Origin of the sequence: Vibrio sp. PBL-C16, from assembly GCF_034321865.1 — a bacterium.
GTDB lineage: Bacteria > Pseudomonadota > Gammaproteobacteria > Enterobacterales > Vibrionaceae > Vibrio > Vibrio alginolyticus.
Genome location: NZ_JAXLNY010000002.1, coordinates 3,098,024 through 3,112,680 on the forward strand (window position 1 = coordinate 3,098,024; position 14,657 = coordinate 3,112,680).

Annotated in this window: 14 protein-coding genes; 8 read left to right on the plus strand and 6 right to left on the minus strand. The window is 45.9% G+C overall.

Annotated features, from left to right (window positions below):
* The first annotated feature begins 158 nt into the window (after positions 1 to 158).
* Positions 159 to 1,412, plus strand: coding sequence for a valine--pyruvate transaminase (locus tag UQW94_RS22485; RefSeq protein ID WP_154204935.1), 1,254 nt, complete (start codon positions 159 to 161; stop codon positions 1,410 to 1,412).
* Positions 1,413 to 1,538: 126 nt separating this feature from the next.
* Here UQW94_RS22485 and UQW94_RS22490 read toward each other — a convergent pair whose 3' ends face one another.
* The 6 genes from UQW94_RS22490 to dnaA form a co-directional block, all read right to left on the minus strand.
* The gene (locus UQW94_RS22490) at positions 1,539 to 1,976 is read right to left on the minus strand and encodes an Hsp20 family protein (protein ID WP_213898944.1); all 438 of its coding nucleotides are present in this window, start codon (positions 1,974 to 1,976) and stop codon (positions 1,539 to 1,541) included.
* A gap of 533 nt (positions 1,977 to 2,509) precedes the next feature.
* Positions 2,510 to 2,926, minus strand: a complete 417-nt coding sequence (locus UQW94_RS22495; protein WP_025768940.1) for a GreA/GreB family elongation factor — start codon at positions 2,924 to 2,926, stop codon at positions 2,510 to 2,512.
* A gap of 343 nt (positions 2,927 to 3,269) precedes the next feature.
* On the minus strand, positions 3,270 to 5,687 hold the full coding sequence (gene gyrB, locus UQW94_RS22500) for a DNA topoisomerase (ATP-hydrolyzing) subunit B (protein ID WP_005378841.1): 2,418 nt from the start codon (positions 5,685 to 5,687) through the stop codon (positions 3,270 to 3,272).
* A 13-nt stretch (positions 5,688 to 5,700) separates the two neighbouring features.
* Positions 5,701 to 6,780, minus strand: coding sequence for a DNA replication/repair protein RecF (recF, locus tag UQW94_RS22505; RefSeq protein ID WP_005378839.1), 1,080 nt, complete (start codon positions 6,778 to 6,780; stop codon positions 5,701 to 5,703).
* Between the two features lie 9 nt (positions 6,781 to 6,789).
* Positions 6,790 to 7,890, minus strand: a complete 1,101-nt coding sequence (dnaN, locus tag UQW94_RS22510) for a DNA polymerase III subunit beta (protein ID WP_005394106.1) — start codon at positions 7,888 to 7,890, stop codon at positions 6,790 to 6,792.
* 63 nt (positions 7,891 to 7,953) lie between these two features.
* Positions 7,954 to 9,360 (minus strand): chromosomal replication initiator protein DnaA, encoded by a 1,407-nt coding sequence (dnaA, locus tag UQW94_RS22515; RefSeq protein WP_005378835.1) that lies wholly within the window; start codon positions 9,358 to 9,360, stop codon positions 7,954 to 7,956.
* Positions 9,361 to 9,772: 412 nt separating this feature from the next.
* On the opposite strand from dnaA, the gene UQW94_RS22520 reads away from it, so the two are divergent.
* From UQW94_RS22520 to yidC, 7 genes are all read left to right on the plus strand, one after another.
* Complete coding sequence (locus UQW94_RS22520) at positions 9,773 to 10,519, plus strand: amino acid ABC transporter substrate-binding protein (protein WP_005378831.1); 747 nt, start codon at positions 9,773 to 9,775, stop codon at positions 10,517 to 10,519.
* A gap of 114 nt (positions 10,520 to 10,633) precedes the next feature.
* Positions 10,634 to 11,305 (plus strand): amino acid ABC transporter permease, encoded by a 672-nt coding sequence (locus UQW94_RS22525; protein ID WP_005378829.1) that lies wholly within the window; start codon positions 10,634 to 10,636, stop codon positions 11,303 to 11,305.
* Entirely contained in the window at positions 11,302 to 12,039 is a 738-nt protein-coding gene (locus UQW94_RS22530) for an amino acid ABC transporter ATP-binding protein (RefSeq protein ID WP_322142572.1), read from the plus strand. The genes UQW94_RS22525 and UQW94_RS22530 overlap by 4 nt, the downstream gene beginning before the upstream one ends.
* Positions 12,040 to 12,281: 242 nt before the next feature.
* Positions 12,282 to 12,416, plus strand: a complete 135-nt coding sequence (gene rpmH / locus UQW94_RS22535; protein ID WP_005378825.1) for a 50S ribosomal protein L34 — start codon at positions 12,282 to 12,284, stop codon at positions 12,414 to 12,416.
* Positions 12,417 to 12,462: 46 nt separating this feature from the next.
* A complete protein-coding gene (gene rnpA / locus UQW94_RS22540; RefSeq protein WP_005394102.1) occupies positions 12,463 to 12,786 on the plus strand; it encodes a ribonuclease P protein component in 324 nt (107 codons plus the stop codon).
* Positions 12,753 to 13,010, plus strand: a complete 258-nt coding sequence (gene yidD / locus UQW94_RS22545) for a membrane protein insertion efficiency factor YidD (protein ID WP_005378822.1) — start codon at positions 12,753 to 12,755, stop codon at positions 13,008 to 13,010. Before rnpA ends, yidD begins: the two co-directional genes overlap by 34 nt.
* Positions 13,011 to 13,012: 2 nt before the next feature.
* Positions 13,013 to 14,635 (plus strand): membrane protein insertase YidC, encoded by a 1,623-nt coding sequence (gene yidC, locus UQW94_RS22550; protein WP_005383834.1) that lies wholly within the window; start codon positions 13,013 to 13,015, stop codon positions 14,633 to 14,635.
* The last annotated feature ends 22 nt before the right edge of the window (positions 14,636 to 14,657 follow it).

Genomic DNA, 14,657 nt, shown 5'->3' on the forward strand with positions numbered 1-14,657 from the left:
GTTCCTCTGGTCTGATGACGCACTTTTTTCTTTTTCGGCTTAATTCACACTTTGCGTTAATTACACATTGAGGTAAGGTCAAGGATTACTCGATAAGCCGATAAAACATCGGCATAAACATACACAAAGCAATCACAATGAATTAGGTATAAGTCAGCATGCAGTTCTCAAAGTTTGGTGAAAAATTTAATCAGTATTCAGGTATTACGCAGTTAATGGACGATTTGAATGATGGTCTGCGCACACCAGGTGCCATCATGCTCGGTGGAGGTAATCCTGCCGCCATTCCTGCCATGCTCGATTACTTTCACCAAGCCAGTGAGGAAATGCTCGCCAGTGGGGAGCTCGTCGCCGCCCTTGCCAACTACGATGGCCCGCAGGGTAAAGACGCGTTCGTCAAAGCGCTAGCTCAGTTATTCCGTGAAACTTACGGCTGGGATATTTCCGAAAAGAACATCAGCCTAACTAACGGTAGCCAGAGTGGCTTCTTCTACTTGTTCAACTTGTTGGCAGGTAAACAGCCAGACGGTTCGCACAAGAAAGTGCTACTGCCTATCGCTCCTGAATACATCGGTTATGGTGATGCTGGCATTGATAAAGATATCTTTATCTCTTACCACCCAGAAATCGAGCTGTTAGATAACGGTCTGTTTAAATACCACGTCGATTTTGAGCAGCTAACCGTCGACGACTCTGTTGCGGCAATCTGTGCATCTCGTCCAACCAACCCAACGGGTAATGTACTGACAGACGAAGAAGTACGTAAGCTGGACAAGCTAGCACGTGAGAACAACATCCCACTGATCATCGATAACGCCTACGGTCTACCTTTCCCGAACATCATCTTTGAAGATGTCGAACCGTTCTGGAATGAAAACACCATCCTATGCATGAGCCTATCTAAACTTGGCTTGCCGGGCGTGCGTTGTGGCATTGTGATTGCGAGTGAAGAAATCACTCAAGCGTTAACCAATATGAACGGCATCATCAGCCTAGCGCCGGGCAGTGTTGGTCCAGCGCTGGCAAACCATATAATTGGCAAAGGCGATCTTCTTAAACTGAGTTCAGAGGTGATTAAGCCGTTCTACAAGCAAAAATCACAACGTGCGGTTGAACTGCTCCAACAAGCAATTACCGATGAGCGATTCCGCATCCACAAGCCGGAAGGCGCTATCTTCTTGTGGTTATGGTTTGATGAACTGCCAATCACAACAATGGAACTGTACCAACGCTTGAAAGCGCGTGGCGTATTGATTGTCCCTGGTGAATATTTCTTTATTGGTCAGCAAGACGAGTGGGATCACGCGCACCAATGCCTGCGTATGAACTACGTTCAAGATGATGAGATGATGCAAAAAGGCATTGCGATTATCGCTGAAGAAGTGGAAAAGGCTTACCGCGAAGGTAAATAGACGGATTGAACTCAGCCGTTCTTCTCTTTGAAATTACGGCTTTAAAATAGCGGATTTGAAAACCCCAAACTAAAAAGAGCGCCCATATGGCGCTCTTTCTCATTCTATAACCGGGTGGTTAACTGATTAGTTGTTCTCAATCAGGTTGTTACCACCGATAGCAATCTTACGTGGTTGCATGGCTTCAGGGATTTCACGAACTAAATCGATATGAAGCAGACCGTTTTCCATTGATGCACCCACGACTTTTACGTAATCCGCTAGCTGGAATTTACGTTCAAAATCGCGTTCTGCAATACCTTGGTAAACATAGTTTTTGCCTTCTTCGGCTTTACGTTCGCCCTTCACAATCAACATGTTTTCGTTTTGAGTCAGATCGAGTTGGTCTTCAGAGAAGCCAGCAACGGCCATAGTAATACGGTAGTTGTGCTCGTCTTTTTGCTCAATGTTGTATGGAGGGTAACCGCCAGAAGTATTTTTCGCTGTATTCGCTTCCATCAGGTTTAGCAGACGATCAAAGCCAATTGCATTACGGTATAGTGGTGAGAAGTCTACATTACGCATAAATCTATCCTCTTAATTAAGCAATAGTCTTAGTTCAGATGAGTTTCATCCTACTGGCGTGTTTATGCAAAAACCAACGCCGAACTAAGAGATTCTTATCATTCCACTGGCCTTGGTTTGGCTCGGAGACATGATATTGAATCTAAAGGTTTAAGTTGTGTGCCAAAACGCCATATCCTCTTCTGAGCGATCTCGTTTTAGCGATTCCAGAGGGCTGGTCTTCTAGTCTCTAGCAAGCCAGTCACCCTCTTCACAACTAGATATAAGGTCGTCAAAAATGACTTTCAAGGGAAAAAATAAAAAATTTTTAAAGCATCCACTATCCCCTTGAACAGCTTAGTTCCTCATCACTTCGCGATCAGTGATAAAAAGCCCGCCGTTCTGGAGGGCTCAATCTACACTTTACTTGCGGGAGGATTTACGCGCTTTTACAACGCCCTTTTCTGCCGCCTTTTCCTGCTTTAGTTTGCGCTTTTCTTTTAGACTCAACTGCGGTTGTTTCTTTTCTTTCTTACTCATGACTTCACCTCTATTTATTGGCACAACAGACAACCACACAGCATTTTCTGAGCTGGTGGCTGCGATTGATGAACAATTTCAGTAATCACAAAGCAGCGTCGCTGATTAAAAATTTCCACTTCGAGCGCATCATTTTTAGCTCGACCTAACAGTCGAGACCCCAAATAAGAATCGACCGCGAGCATACCTGTCATGGGTTGCCCCTTGCGCGAGCTGACCAATGTCATGCGATATTGATAGGCGCGTTCAACATCCACTAAGCGAACCGTGTCTCCAACCGCAATACGAGCTCGGTTACGGCAATGGGCTTGTTGCTCGCAGGTTTCAAATAGCGATAACAACCTTAGTGGTGATTGATAGGTTAAAAAGCGACTGGTTAACCACCAAGTTCGCAGCGCCAAGCAGTACGCCGAGAACCAGCGTTCAAACATGATTATTTCCTTCTTAATGCCTTGTCTTACAAATAAATTCAGTGCATTGAACCGGAAGTGCATCACTTCCGGCTTAGTTCAGGAAAATCATCACCATTTTCTTAGTCTCCTTATTCATCAGTTCTTCAGCACTATAGCGAGCAGAAAAAAGAAAGCAAAAACGCTCAAGCGAACAAAATGGCGAGAAAAAAAGAAAACAGAAATAAAATGGCAGGCTTGATCGGGTTGTTGGCAGTTAGTACCAGAAAAACATCAGCTTTGGCAGAAAGTGGCGATTTTAGCTGGTGGTAAAACAAAAAAAGCAGCGATTTCTCGCTGCTTTTTACTATCACGAACAGTGTCGTTATACGTCTAGGTTCGCTACTTTCAGTGCGTTCTCTTCGATGAAGTTACGACGAGGTTCTACTTGGTCACCCATTAGCGTAGTGAACAGTTGATCTGCGCCTACCGCATCTTCAATCGTTACCTGCATCATACGACGAGTTTCTGGGTCCATGGTGGTTTCCCAAAGTTGGTCTGGGTTCATCTCACCTAGACCTTTGTAGCGCTGACGGCTTAAGCCACGCATTGACTCTTTCACTAACCAGTCAAGCGCTTCTGCAAAGTTTGCCACTGGCATAGTACGCTCACCACGTTTGATGTACGCGCCTTCTTCCAGAAGTCCATCAAGTGCTTCTGATAGATCAGCCAACTTGCCGTACTCTTTCGAGTTTAGGAAGTCGATGCTAATTGCATGTTCGTGCGTCACTCCGTGAGTACGAACCACAATCTTAGGCAAGTTTAAGCCTAGCTCTTCGTGCTGCTCAACTTCGTAGCTGTACTGGCTTGCACCCACTTCTTTCGCATTCAGCTGCTCAATAAGCTGCTTCGTCCACGCTTCCACAACTGATGCGTCATGGCATTGCTCTGGCGTTAGACGAGGAGTGTAAATCAACTCGTTTACCAAAGCACTTGGGTAGCGACGGCTCATACGTTCCGCCAGTTTAATACCCGCATTGTACTGTTGAACAAGCTTCTCTAGTGCTTCACCAGCCAGTGCAGGTGCTTCTGCGTTTACGTGTAGCGATGCATTATCCAGAGCTAATGATACTTGGTATTGGTTCATCGCTTCTTCATCTTTGATGTACTGCTCTTGTTTGCCTTTTTTCACTTTGTATAGTGGTGGCTGAGCGATGTAGACATAGCCACGCTCGATAAGCTCTGGCATTTGACGGTAGAAGAAGGTCAACAGTAGCGTACGGATGTGCGAACCATCGACATCGGCATCGGTCATGATGATGATGTTGTGGTAACGAAGCTTGTCCGGGTTGTACTCGTCACGACCGATACCACAACCTAGTGCGGTGATCAGTGTTGCTACTTCTTGAGAAGATAGCATCTTGTCGAAACGTGCTTTTTCTACGTTAAGAATCTTACCTTTTAGCGGTAGGATTGCTTGGTTCTTACGGTTACGGCCTTGTTTTGCGGAGCCGCCTGCCGAATCACCCTCCACTATGTATAGTTCAGAGAGTGCCGGATCTTTTTCCTGACAGTCTGCAAGTTTACCTGGAAGGCCAGCTAGGTCTAGTGCACCTTTACGGCGCGTCATTTCACGAGCTTTACGCGCAGCTTCACGTGCACGTGCTGCATCGATGATTTTCGAACAAACCATCTTCGCTTCTGTCGGGTTCTCAATCAGGAACTCAGACAGTTTTTCACCCATTGCAGACTCAACAGCTGATTTCACTTCAGAAGAAACTAGTTTGTCTTTTGTTTGGCTTGAGAACTTAGGATCAGGCACTTTCACCGAAACAACCGCAGTTAGACCTTCACGCGCATCGTCGCCTGAAGTCGCTGTTTTCGCTTTCTTCGAGAAACCTTCTTTATCCATAAAGCTGTTCAATGTACGTGTTAGCGCAGCACGGAAACCAGCAAGGTGAGTACCACCATCACGCTGTGGGATATTGTTGGTAAAGCAGAAGATGTTCTCTTGGAAACCATCGTTCCATTGCATCGCCACTTCAACTGAAATGCCGTCTTCACGCTCAGAGTTAAAGTGGAAGATTTTTTCGATGATTGGCGTTTTGTTGGTGTTTAGGTGATCAACGAACGCTTGAATACCACCTTCATACATGAAGTGATCATGTTTGTCCGCTTCACGTTCATCAACCAATTTGATCGACACACCAGAGTTCAGGAATGACAGTTCACGCAGGCGTTTCGCCAGAATGTCATAGTGGAACTCAGTGTTAGAGAACGTCTCGGCACTTGGCCAGAAACGAATTTGTGTACCGGTTTTATCCGTATCACCCACAACGGCTAGTGGCGCTTGAGGCTCACCATGGCGGTAGGTTTGCGTATGGATATGACCACCACGATGAATCGTTAGCTCAACTTTCTCTGATAGTGCGTTTACTACTGAAACACCTACCCCGTGAAGACCACCCGATACTTTGTATGAGTTATCGTCGAACTTACCACCCGCGTGAAGAACCGTCATGATTACTTCTGCTGCAGAGACATTTTCCTCAGAGTGGATTTCTGTTGGAATGCCACGACCATCATCGCTAACGGAAACCGAGTTATCCTCATGAATTGTCACAACGATGTCTTTACAGTGACCTGCCAACGCTTCATCAATTGAGTTATCCACCACCTCGAAAACCATGTGGTGAAGGCCGGTGCCGTCGTCCGTATCGCCGATGTACATTCCTGGACGCTTACGTACCGCATCCAGACCCTTCAGTACCTTAATACTCGATGAATCGTAATTTTCAGACATGAGTTTCTCTCTTCTAGTTTGACTCTATCCTGCCATGTTCCACATGAAACAATTTACCGTTATCGTCCAACATATCGGCGATTTGGCTTTCAGTGATAGAGCTTACAAATACTTGTGCGCCCGTCTCTTTTAAGCAGTCAGCAAGACGCTTGCGACGTTGGCTATCTAATTCCGACGCGAAGTCATCAATTAGGTAAATGCATTGTTTACCGGCCATCTCTGTCAGGTGTTGCCCTTGCGCTACACGCAATGCACACACCATGAGTTTTAATTGACCGCGTGACAGAACATCTTCAACGGGCGTTCCGTTCACTTTAATGCGCAAATCAGCTTTGTTTGGGCCACTAAAGGTGTATCCCAATGCCTGATCACGCTCAAAATTCTTTTCTAGTATCTCGTGGTATGGAGTGTCTTTATCCCAGCCACGATAATACTTCAATTGGATCTCAAATTCTGGCAAAAATGTCTGACAGATAGTTTCTGCGACAGTTTTCATCTGCTCGATGTAACTTGCTCGCCATTGGCTGATGTTTTCAGCCAATCCTGCCATTTCCTGATCCCAATAACTGAGCTCACGATAACTATTGGCGGTTTTCAACAACGCGTTGCGCTGCTTGTTCAGGCGCTTGAACCTTCCCCATGCTTGATAAAAAGCGGGCTCGGTATGAAACACGCCCCAATCAATAAACGCACGACGATGTTTAGGGCCATCTGTCAGTAAATCAAACCCTTCTGGGTGTATCAACTGCAGAGGCAGAACTTGTGCCAACTGCGCTAATTTTTGTCCAGATTGACCGCCTATTTTAACCTCTGTTGAGCCATCACGCTGCTTATTAATGCCGATAGGTAGCTCAAATTGATCCGAGTTCAAAAAACGACCATGAACAAACAGTTCGTCACACTCATTTTGTATCACTCGTCCGGTGAGAGAGCTCTTGAATGAGCGGCCATGCCCGAGCAGATAAACCGCTTCTAAGACACTGGTTTTACCGCTGCCGTTCGGCCCGATAAGAAAGTTAAAGCCTGCTGATAACTCAATATCACAGGCTTTAATGTTTCGAAACTGCTGAATGATGAGACGAGAAAGAGGCATTCAGTTGGCTTATAGACGAATTGGCATCACCACGTACATGGCACTGTCATCGTCGGCATTTTCAATCAACGCGCTAGCGTTAGCATCCGACATCGACACTCGTACATTTTCACAACGCAACGTGTTCAGAACATCAAGCACATAGCTTACGTTAAAGCCGATTTCGATGGCGTCACCTTCAAAGGTTACATCAAGCATCTCTTCCGCTTCTTCTTGTTCTGGGTTATTCGCGGTTATGCGCATTTCAGTATCAGCCAGATTCACACGCACGCCACGGAATTTTTCGTTGGAAAGAATAGCAGCACGAGAGAAGGCTTGGCGCAACTCGTCACAACTTGCTATTAGTGTCTTATTGGTGCTCTGAGGCAATACACGGCGGTAGTCAGGGAAACGACCATCAACCAACTTAGAGGTAAAAGTAAAGTTATTCACCTCAGCACGAACATTGGAGCTACCGATCTGAAGTACTACGGGCTGCTCTGGCGCATCCATCAACTTTACTAATTCTTGCACACCTTTGCGTGGCACGATGATTTGCTTCTGCGCAAAGTCCGCACCTAGCTGAGTTTGCGATACCGCCATACGGTGGCCGTCCGTCGCTACGCTGCGTAGCGTGGTGCCGTCAATTTCAAACAACATGCCGTTGAGGTAGTAACGAACGTCTTGATTCGCCATCGAGAACTGAGTTTTGTCGATCAGCGTACGTAAATCAGCTTGGCTCAGTGATACTTCCACTTCACTTTGCCAGTCTTCAATATTAGGGAAATCGTTCGCAGGAAGCGTTGCCAACGAGAAACGGCTGCGACCAGAGCGAACTTGTACGCGATCACCTTCTAATACAAATGTGATGATCGCATCGTCCGGTAAACCACGACAGATATCGAGAAACTTACGCGAAGGAACGGTAATGCTGCCCGCTTCAAAATCACCTTCTAGCGTCACTTTGCTTACTAACTCTACTTCAAGATCGGTTGCCGTCATCGACAATACGTTCTCTTCTACTTTAAGAAGTAGGTTACCCAGGATTGGCAGAGTTGGTCGGCCACCTAAAGCGCCCGAAACCTGCTGTAGCGGTTTGATTAAATGACTACGTTCAATGGTAAATTTCATGCTTGGCTCTTTACGCTGTCAGCTCAATAAATGATTTGCTTAGAATACCGTTATTCTAACCGATTACGAAGACAGGGTGCGAATCAAGTTAGAGTAATCTTCTTTAATGTCGTGGCTCTCTTCACGCAGCTGCTCAATCTTGCGACAAGCATGAAGTACGGTCGTATGATCGCGGCCCCCAAACGCATCGCCAATTTCAGGCAAGCTATGGTTGGTTAGTTCTTTTGCTAACGCCATGGCCAGCTGACGAGGACGCGCAACAGAACGAGAGCGACGCTTAGACAGCAAGTCCGCTACTTTAATCTTGTAATATTCCGCCACGGTCTTTTGAATGTTATCGATCGTCACCAGCTTCTCTTGTAGAGCAAGCAGATCGCGCAACGCTTCACGAACAAAATCAATCGTAATTGGACGACCAGTAAAGTTCGCGTTCGCGATAACACGGTTCAGTGCACCTTCGAGCTCACGAACGTTCGAACGCAGACGCTTGGCAATGAAGAATGCCACTTCATCAGCAAGGTGGATTTGGTGATCTTCGGCTTTTTTCATCAAGATCGCCACACGCGTTTCAAGCTCAGGCGGCTCGATCGCAACAGTAAGACCCCAACCAAAGCGAGATTTAAGACGATCTTCAACGCCATTAATTTCTTTAGGATAACGGTCAGACGTTAGAATGATCTGCTGATTACCTTCCAATAGTGCGTTGAAGGTATGGAAGAATTCTTCTTGCGAACGTTCTTTATTAGCAAAGAATTGGATGTCATCGATAAGGAGTGCATCCACACTGCGGTAGTAGCGTTTGAATTCTTCAATCGCATTGTTTTGCAGCGCTTTCACCATGTCTTGCACAAAACGTTCTGAGTGCATGTAGACCACTTTTGCGTTCGGGTTGTTATCCACAATCGCGTTACCCACCGCATGCAATAAGTGGGTTTTACCCAAACCCGTGCCGCCGTATAGGAATAGTGGGTTGTAAGCTGCACCTGGGTTATCCGATACCTGACGCGCCGCAGCCAAACCCAGTTGGTTCGACTTACCTTCAACAAAGTTGTCGAACTTGTGTTTTGGGTTCATGTTTGAGCGGTGATTGATAGCCGCAATCGCTTGAGCGTCGTCATCCCAGGTTTTGTGTACTGGCTTACGCGCCTGTAATTGCGCAGGTGCAGATGACTCGGCAGCCACATCTGCAGGCGTACGTGTCGGCGCTGGTTTTGGAGCAGAGACAGGTCGGCTCCCCACTTCAAAGCGTAAGTTAGGAATGTCGCCACCACAGTATTCCTGCAGTAAGCGAGTAATATTGTTCAGATACTTATCACGCACCCAGTCCAACACGAAGCGGTTTGGCGCGAATAGAGTGAGAGTATTGTCATTGAGCTCCGCTTGTAGCGGACGAACCCACATGCTGAATTCTGTAGCTGGTAGCTCTTCTTGAAGCTGCTGCAAACATTGCAGCCAAAGCGAAGATGACACGGTGCCCCCACTGAGTAATTGAATTATCGGAAAAGACTGGCAATTTTACCTGTTGATAACCAAGATCGCCAGCGATTGATCGACGATCCAGTGAATAAGATCCAAGTTATTCACAATTATTTCTGCAAACTTGATGAGATCAACACACCTTGCCCCAAATTTGCCCACACAACGATCCACAATTGGGCAAAATTCACAAGATCGAGCGATTGGTGATAAGTCTGTGTATTATTTTATTCCCAATGTTGATTTTGTCGATCATTTCGCTAGGTTCAGTTCGCATTTTCGTCACATTTAACATTCTTCTTCTATTATCTAATAACTCACAGGTCTAGGTTATTGCTCTTGGTTATTTATTTAATTGAGCTAACTAACAGTAGTATTTCCAACCATAAAATTATGGAGATGTATTATGAAAAACTGGATTAAGGTTGCCGTTGCAGCCATTGCACTGTCGGCAGCAACCGTACAAGCCGCTACTGAAGTCAAAGTTGGTATGTCAGGTCGCTACTTCCCGTTTACTTTTGTAAAGCAAGACAAGCTACAAGGCTTTGAAGTCGACATGTGGGATGAAATCGGTAAACGTAACGATTACAAAATCGAATACGTAACAGCCAACTTCTCTGGTTTATTTGGTCTTTTAGAAACTGGTCGTATCGATACGATCTCCAACCAAATCACCATGACTGATGAGCGTAAAGCTAAATACCTATTTGCTGACCCTTACGTTGTAGATGGCGCACAAATTACCGTGCGTAAAGGCAACGACAGCATCAAAGGTGTTGACGATCTTGCGGGCAAAACCGTTGCGGTGAACCTAGGCTCTAACTTTGAGCAACTGCTGCGTCAATACGACAAAGACGGCAAGATCAACATTAAAACGTACGACACAGGTATCGAACATGACGTGGCGCTCGGTCGTGCAGACGCGTTTGTAATGGATCGTCTTTCTGCGTTAGAGCTGATTAAGAAAACTGGCCTTCCTCTGGAATTGGCAGGCGAACCGTTTGAGACCATTCAAAACGCATGGCCTTTCGTTGACAACGAGAAAGGTCGTAAGCTGCAAGAAGAAGTAAACAAAGCACTGGCTGAGATGCGCGCAGATGGTACAGTAGAGAAAATTTCCGTGAAGTGGTTTGGCGCTGACATCACGAAATAAGAACTCTTTGTACTTTAGGCCGCAAAGTGGTATCACTCTCGGACTAAAATAAACTTACGTAAAGGTGGAACTTGTTTTCCACCTTTTCTTTTCTCTAGCCTTTAGGTAAGCCGTATGGGATTTGACTTTAATTACATGTTGGAACTGCTGCCGATATTGCTGAAATATCTTGGCACAACCATGGAAATGGCGACATGGGGATTGGTGTTTTCGCTGATTTTATCCGTCATTTTAGCCAATATTCGCGTATTTAAACTGCCAGTTCTGGATCAATTAAGCCAACTGTACATCAGCTTCTTCCGTGGCACCCCACTGTTGGTTCAGCTTTTCCTGCTTTATTACGGCTTACCGCAAATTTTTCCATTGATGGTCGGTATCGACGCCTTTTCAGCAGCGGTTATCGGTTTAACGCTGCACTTTGCCGCTTATATGGCGGAAAGTATTCGTGCCGCCATTATTGGCATTGATCGCAGCCAAATGGAAGCGAGCTTATCGGTCGGTATGACGACATCCCAAGCAATGCGCCGAGTGATTTTACCTCAAGCAACGCGTGTCGCACTGCCTTCATTGATGAACTACTTCATCGATATGATCAAGTCAACGTCTCTCGCTTTCACGCTTGGTGTGGCCGAAATCATGGCGAAAGCACAGATGGAAGCCTCATCAAGTTTCCGTTTCTTTGAAGCTTTCCTTGCGGTTGCTCTTATTTACTGGGGCGTGGTGGTGATTCTGACTCGCGTACAAATCTGGGCAGAAGCAAAACTGAATAAGGCGTACGTACGATGATTAAGTTAGAAAATATTCACAAACGTTTTGGTGAGACTGAAGTGCTGAAAGGCATCGACCTCGATATTAAGCAAGGTGAGATCATCGTGATTATCGGCTCAAGTGGCACGGGTAAATCAACCTTGCTGCGTACGGTGAACTTTCTAGAGCAGGCAGATGAAGGTCGTATCACGATAGATGACATCTCCGTTGATACTCAAAAACACACTAAAGCCGAAGTATTAGCGCTGCGTCGTCGAACTGGCTTTGTGTTCCAAAACTATGCCCTGTTTGCCCATATGAATGCGCGTCAGAACATTGCCGAAGGTCTAGTGACCGTTCGAGGTTGGAAAAAAGCCGATGCTCTCAAACGAGCGCAACAAATTCTGGATGACATCGGTCTTGGGAATAAAGGCGATAGTTATCCAGCGGCATTGTCTGGCGGCCAACAACAACGTGTGGGTATCGGCCGAGCGATGGCGCTGCAACCAGAACTGCTGTTGTTTGACGAACCAACTTCTGCGCTGGATCCTGAATGGGTCGGTGAAGTTCTCTCATTAATGAAGAAGTTAGCTAATCAGCATCAAACCATGCTGGTGGTGACGCACGAGATGCAATTCGCGAAAGAAGTCGCTGATAGAGTGATCTTCATGGCGGAAGGCAATATCGTTGAGCAAGGTTCTCCACAGGATATCTTCGATAATCCACAAGATCCTCGTTTGAAAAAATTCCTTAACCAAGTAGGAATAGAGTAACGATCAAGCATCAGGATCGATTGATCCTTGAGATTTTACTCACACTACGTATAATCGCCCGGCCGGAATTTCGTACTCATTGAGTCATTGACACATTATGTGAGTGTGATTACAATTCCGCCTCTTTGTTGAGAGGCGTCGGTTGTCCTTCTCTATATAAAGAGCTTCTTTATATAAGAAAGCAAATACCCACGCCGGGTTTAACAAGAACCTAAAACTACTGATCAGTAAAGGTAATTATCATGAAACGCACTTTTCAACCTACAGTTCTAAAGCGCAAGCGTACTCACGGCTTCCGTGCTCGCATGGCAACTAAGAACGGTCGTAAAGTTATCAACGCACGTCGTGCAAAAGGCCGTGCGCGCCTATCAAAATAATCGCTAGTTTATTTTGAACACGTACGCGTTTAATCGGGAGTTACGTTTGTTAACTCCCGAGCATTATCAAAACGTCTTCCAGCAAGCTCATCGAGCTGGCTCGCCTCATTTCACCATCATTGCTCGCAATAACAAACTTTCTCACCCACGATTAGGTTTAGCGGTTCCCAAAAAGCAAATCAAAACGGCTGTCGGTCGTAACCGATTTAAGCGTTTGGCTCGTGAAAGCTTTCGTAACAATCAACATCAGCTTCCAAACAAAGATTTTGTTGTGATTGCAAAGAAAAGCGCGCAAGATTTAAGCAATGAGGAAATTTTTAAGTTGTTTGATAAGCTATGGCAACGCCTGTCTCGCCCTTCACGTGGATAGCCATTGGGCTCGTTTATCTGTATCGCTGGTTTATCAGCCCTTTGATTGGTCCTCGTTGCCGGTTCACACCAACCTGTTCCACTTACGCGCTAGAAGCTTTGAGAGCTCACGGTTTTGTAAAAGGATGTTGGTTATCAGGCAAACGTCTATTAAAATGCCACCCTTTGAATGAAGGGGGGTATGACCCCGTTCCACCAGTCCAAAAACAAGACAGAGATAACTAACGATGGATTCTCAACGTAATATCCTGCTCATCGGTTTGGCCCTGGTTTCTTTTTTGCTGTTTCAACAATGGCAAGTTGCAAAGAATCCAGAACCTCAAGCAGTTGAACAGGCTCAATCAAGCAGCACTCTACCTGCACCATCTTTTGCTGATGAACTTGACCCAGTTCCTGGTCAACAGCAAGCTTCTGCAAAAACTATCACAGTAACGACTGATGTTTTAACTCTGTCGATCGACACCGTTGGTGGCGATGTGGTACATGCCAACCTTAACGAATACTCTGCTGAGTTAGATTCATCAGATTCCTTTGTTCTGCTTAAAGACGCTCAAGGTCACCAATTTATCGCTCAAAGCGGTCTAGTGGGCCCTCAAGGTATCGACTTGAGCAGCACAAATCGCCCTCACTACAACGTAAGTGCAGACAGCTTCACAATGGCTGACGGTCAAGATGAACTTCGCGTTCCGATGACATTCACTGCAAACGGTATCGAATACACCAAAACTTACATCTTTAAACGCGGCAGCTACGCGCTTAATGTTGAATACGATGTAGTGAACAACTCAGGCAACAACGCAACATTTGGTATGTACGCTCACCTACGTCAAAACCTAATGGACGATGGTGGTAGCATCACAATGCCTACTTACCGTGGTGGCGCATACTCAACAGAAGATACGCGTTACAAGAAGTACAGCTTTGATGATATGCAGGATCGCAACCTGTCTCTTAACCTAGCCGATGGCCAAGGTTGGGCAGCAATGATTCAGCACTACTTTGCCGCAGCTTGGATCCCACGTAACGAACCAGGTACTAACCTATACACTCGTGTAATTGGCAACCTAGGCGACATCGGCGTTCGTATGCCGAACAAAACTATCGCAACAGGCGATCAGGCTAAGTTTGAAGCAACACTTTGGGTTGGTCCAAAACTGCAAGATGAAATGGCAGAAGTGGCACCTAACCTAGACCTAGTAGTGGACTACGGCTGGTTATGGTTCATTGCGAAGCCTCTTCATATGTTGCTTTCATTCATCCAGAGCTTTGTTGGTAACTGGGGTGTGGCAATCATCTGTCTGACCTTCATCGTTCGTGGTGCAATGTACCCACTAACAAAAGCGCAATACACGTCTATGGCGAAAATGCGCATGCTACAGCCTAAGCTGCAAGCAATGCGTGAGCGTATCGGTGATGACCGTCAGCGCATGAGCCAAGAAATGATGGAACTGTACAAGAAAGAGAAAGTGAACCCACTAGGTGGCTGTTTACCTCTTATCCTACAGATGCCTATTTTCATCGCGCTTTACTGGGCACTAATGGAATCGGTAGAGCTACGTCACTCTCCATTCTTCGGTTGGATTCATGACCTTTCAGCACAGGACCCTTACTACATCCTGCCACTATTGATGGGTGCGTCTATGTTCCTAATCCAGAAGATGAGCCCGACAACGGTAACGGATCCAATGCAGCAGAAGATCATGACCTTTATGCCGGTTATGTTTACCTTCTTCTTCTTGTTCTTCCCATCAGGTCTCGTTCTGTACTGGTTGGTGTCGAACATCGTAACGCTTATCCAGCAAACTCTGATCTACAAAGGATTAGAGAAAAAAGGCTTACACAGCAAGTAACCTTTTAGGAAATGATTGAGAA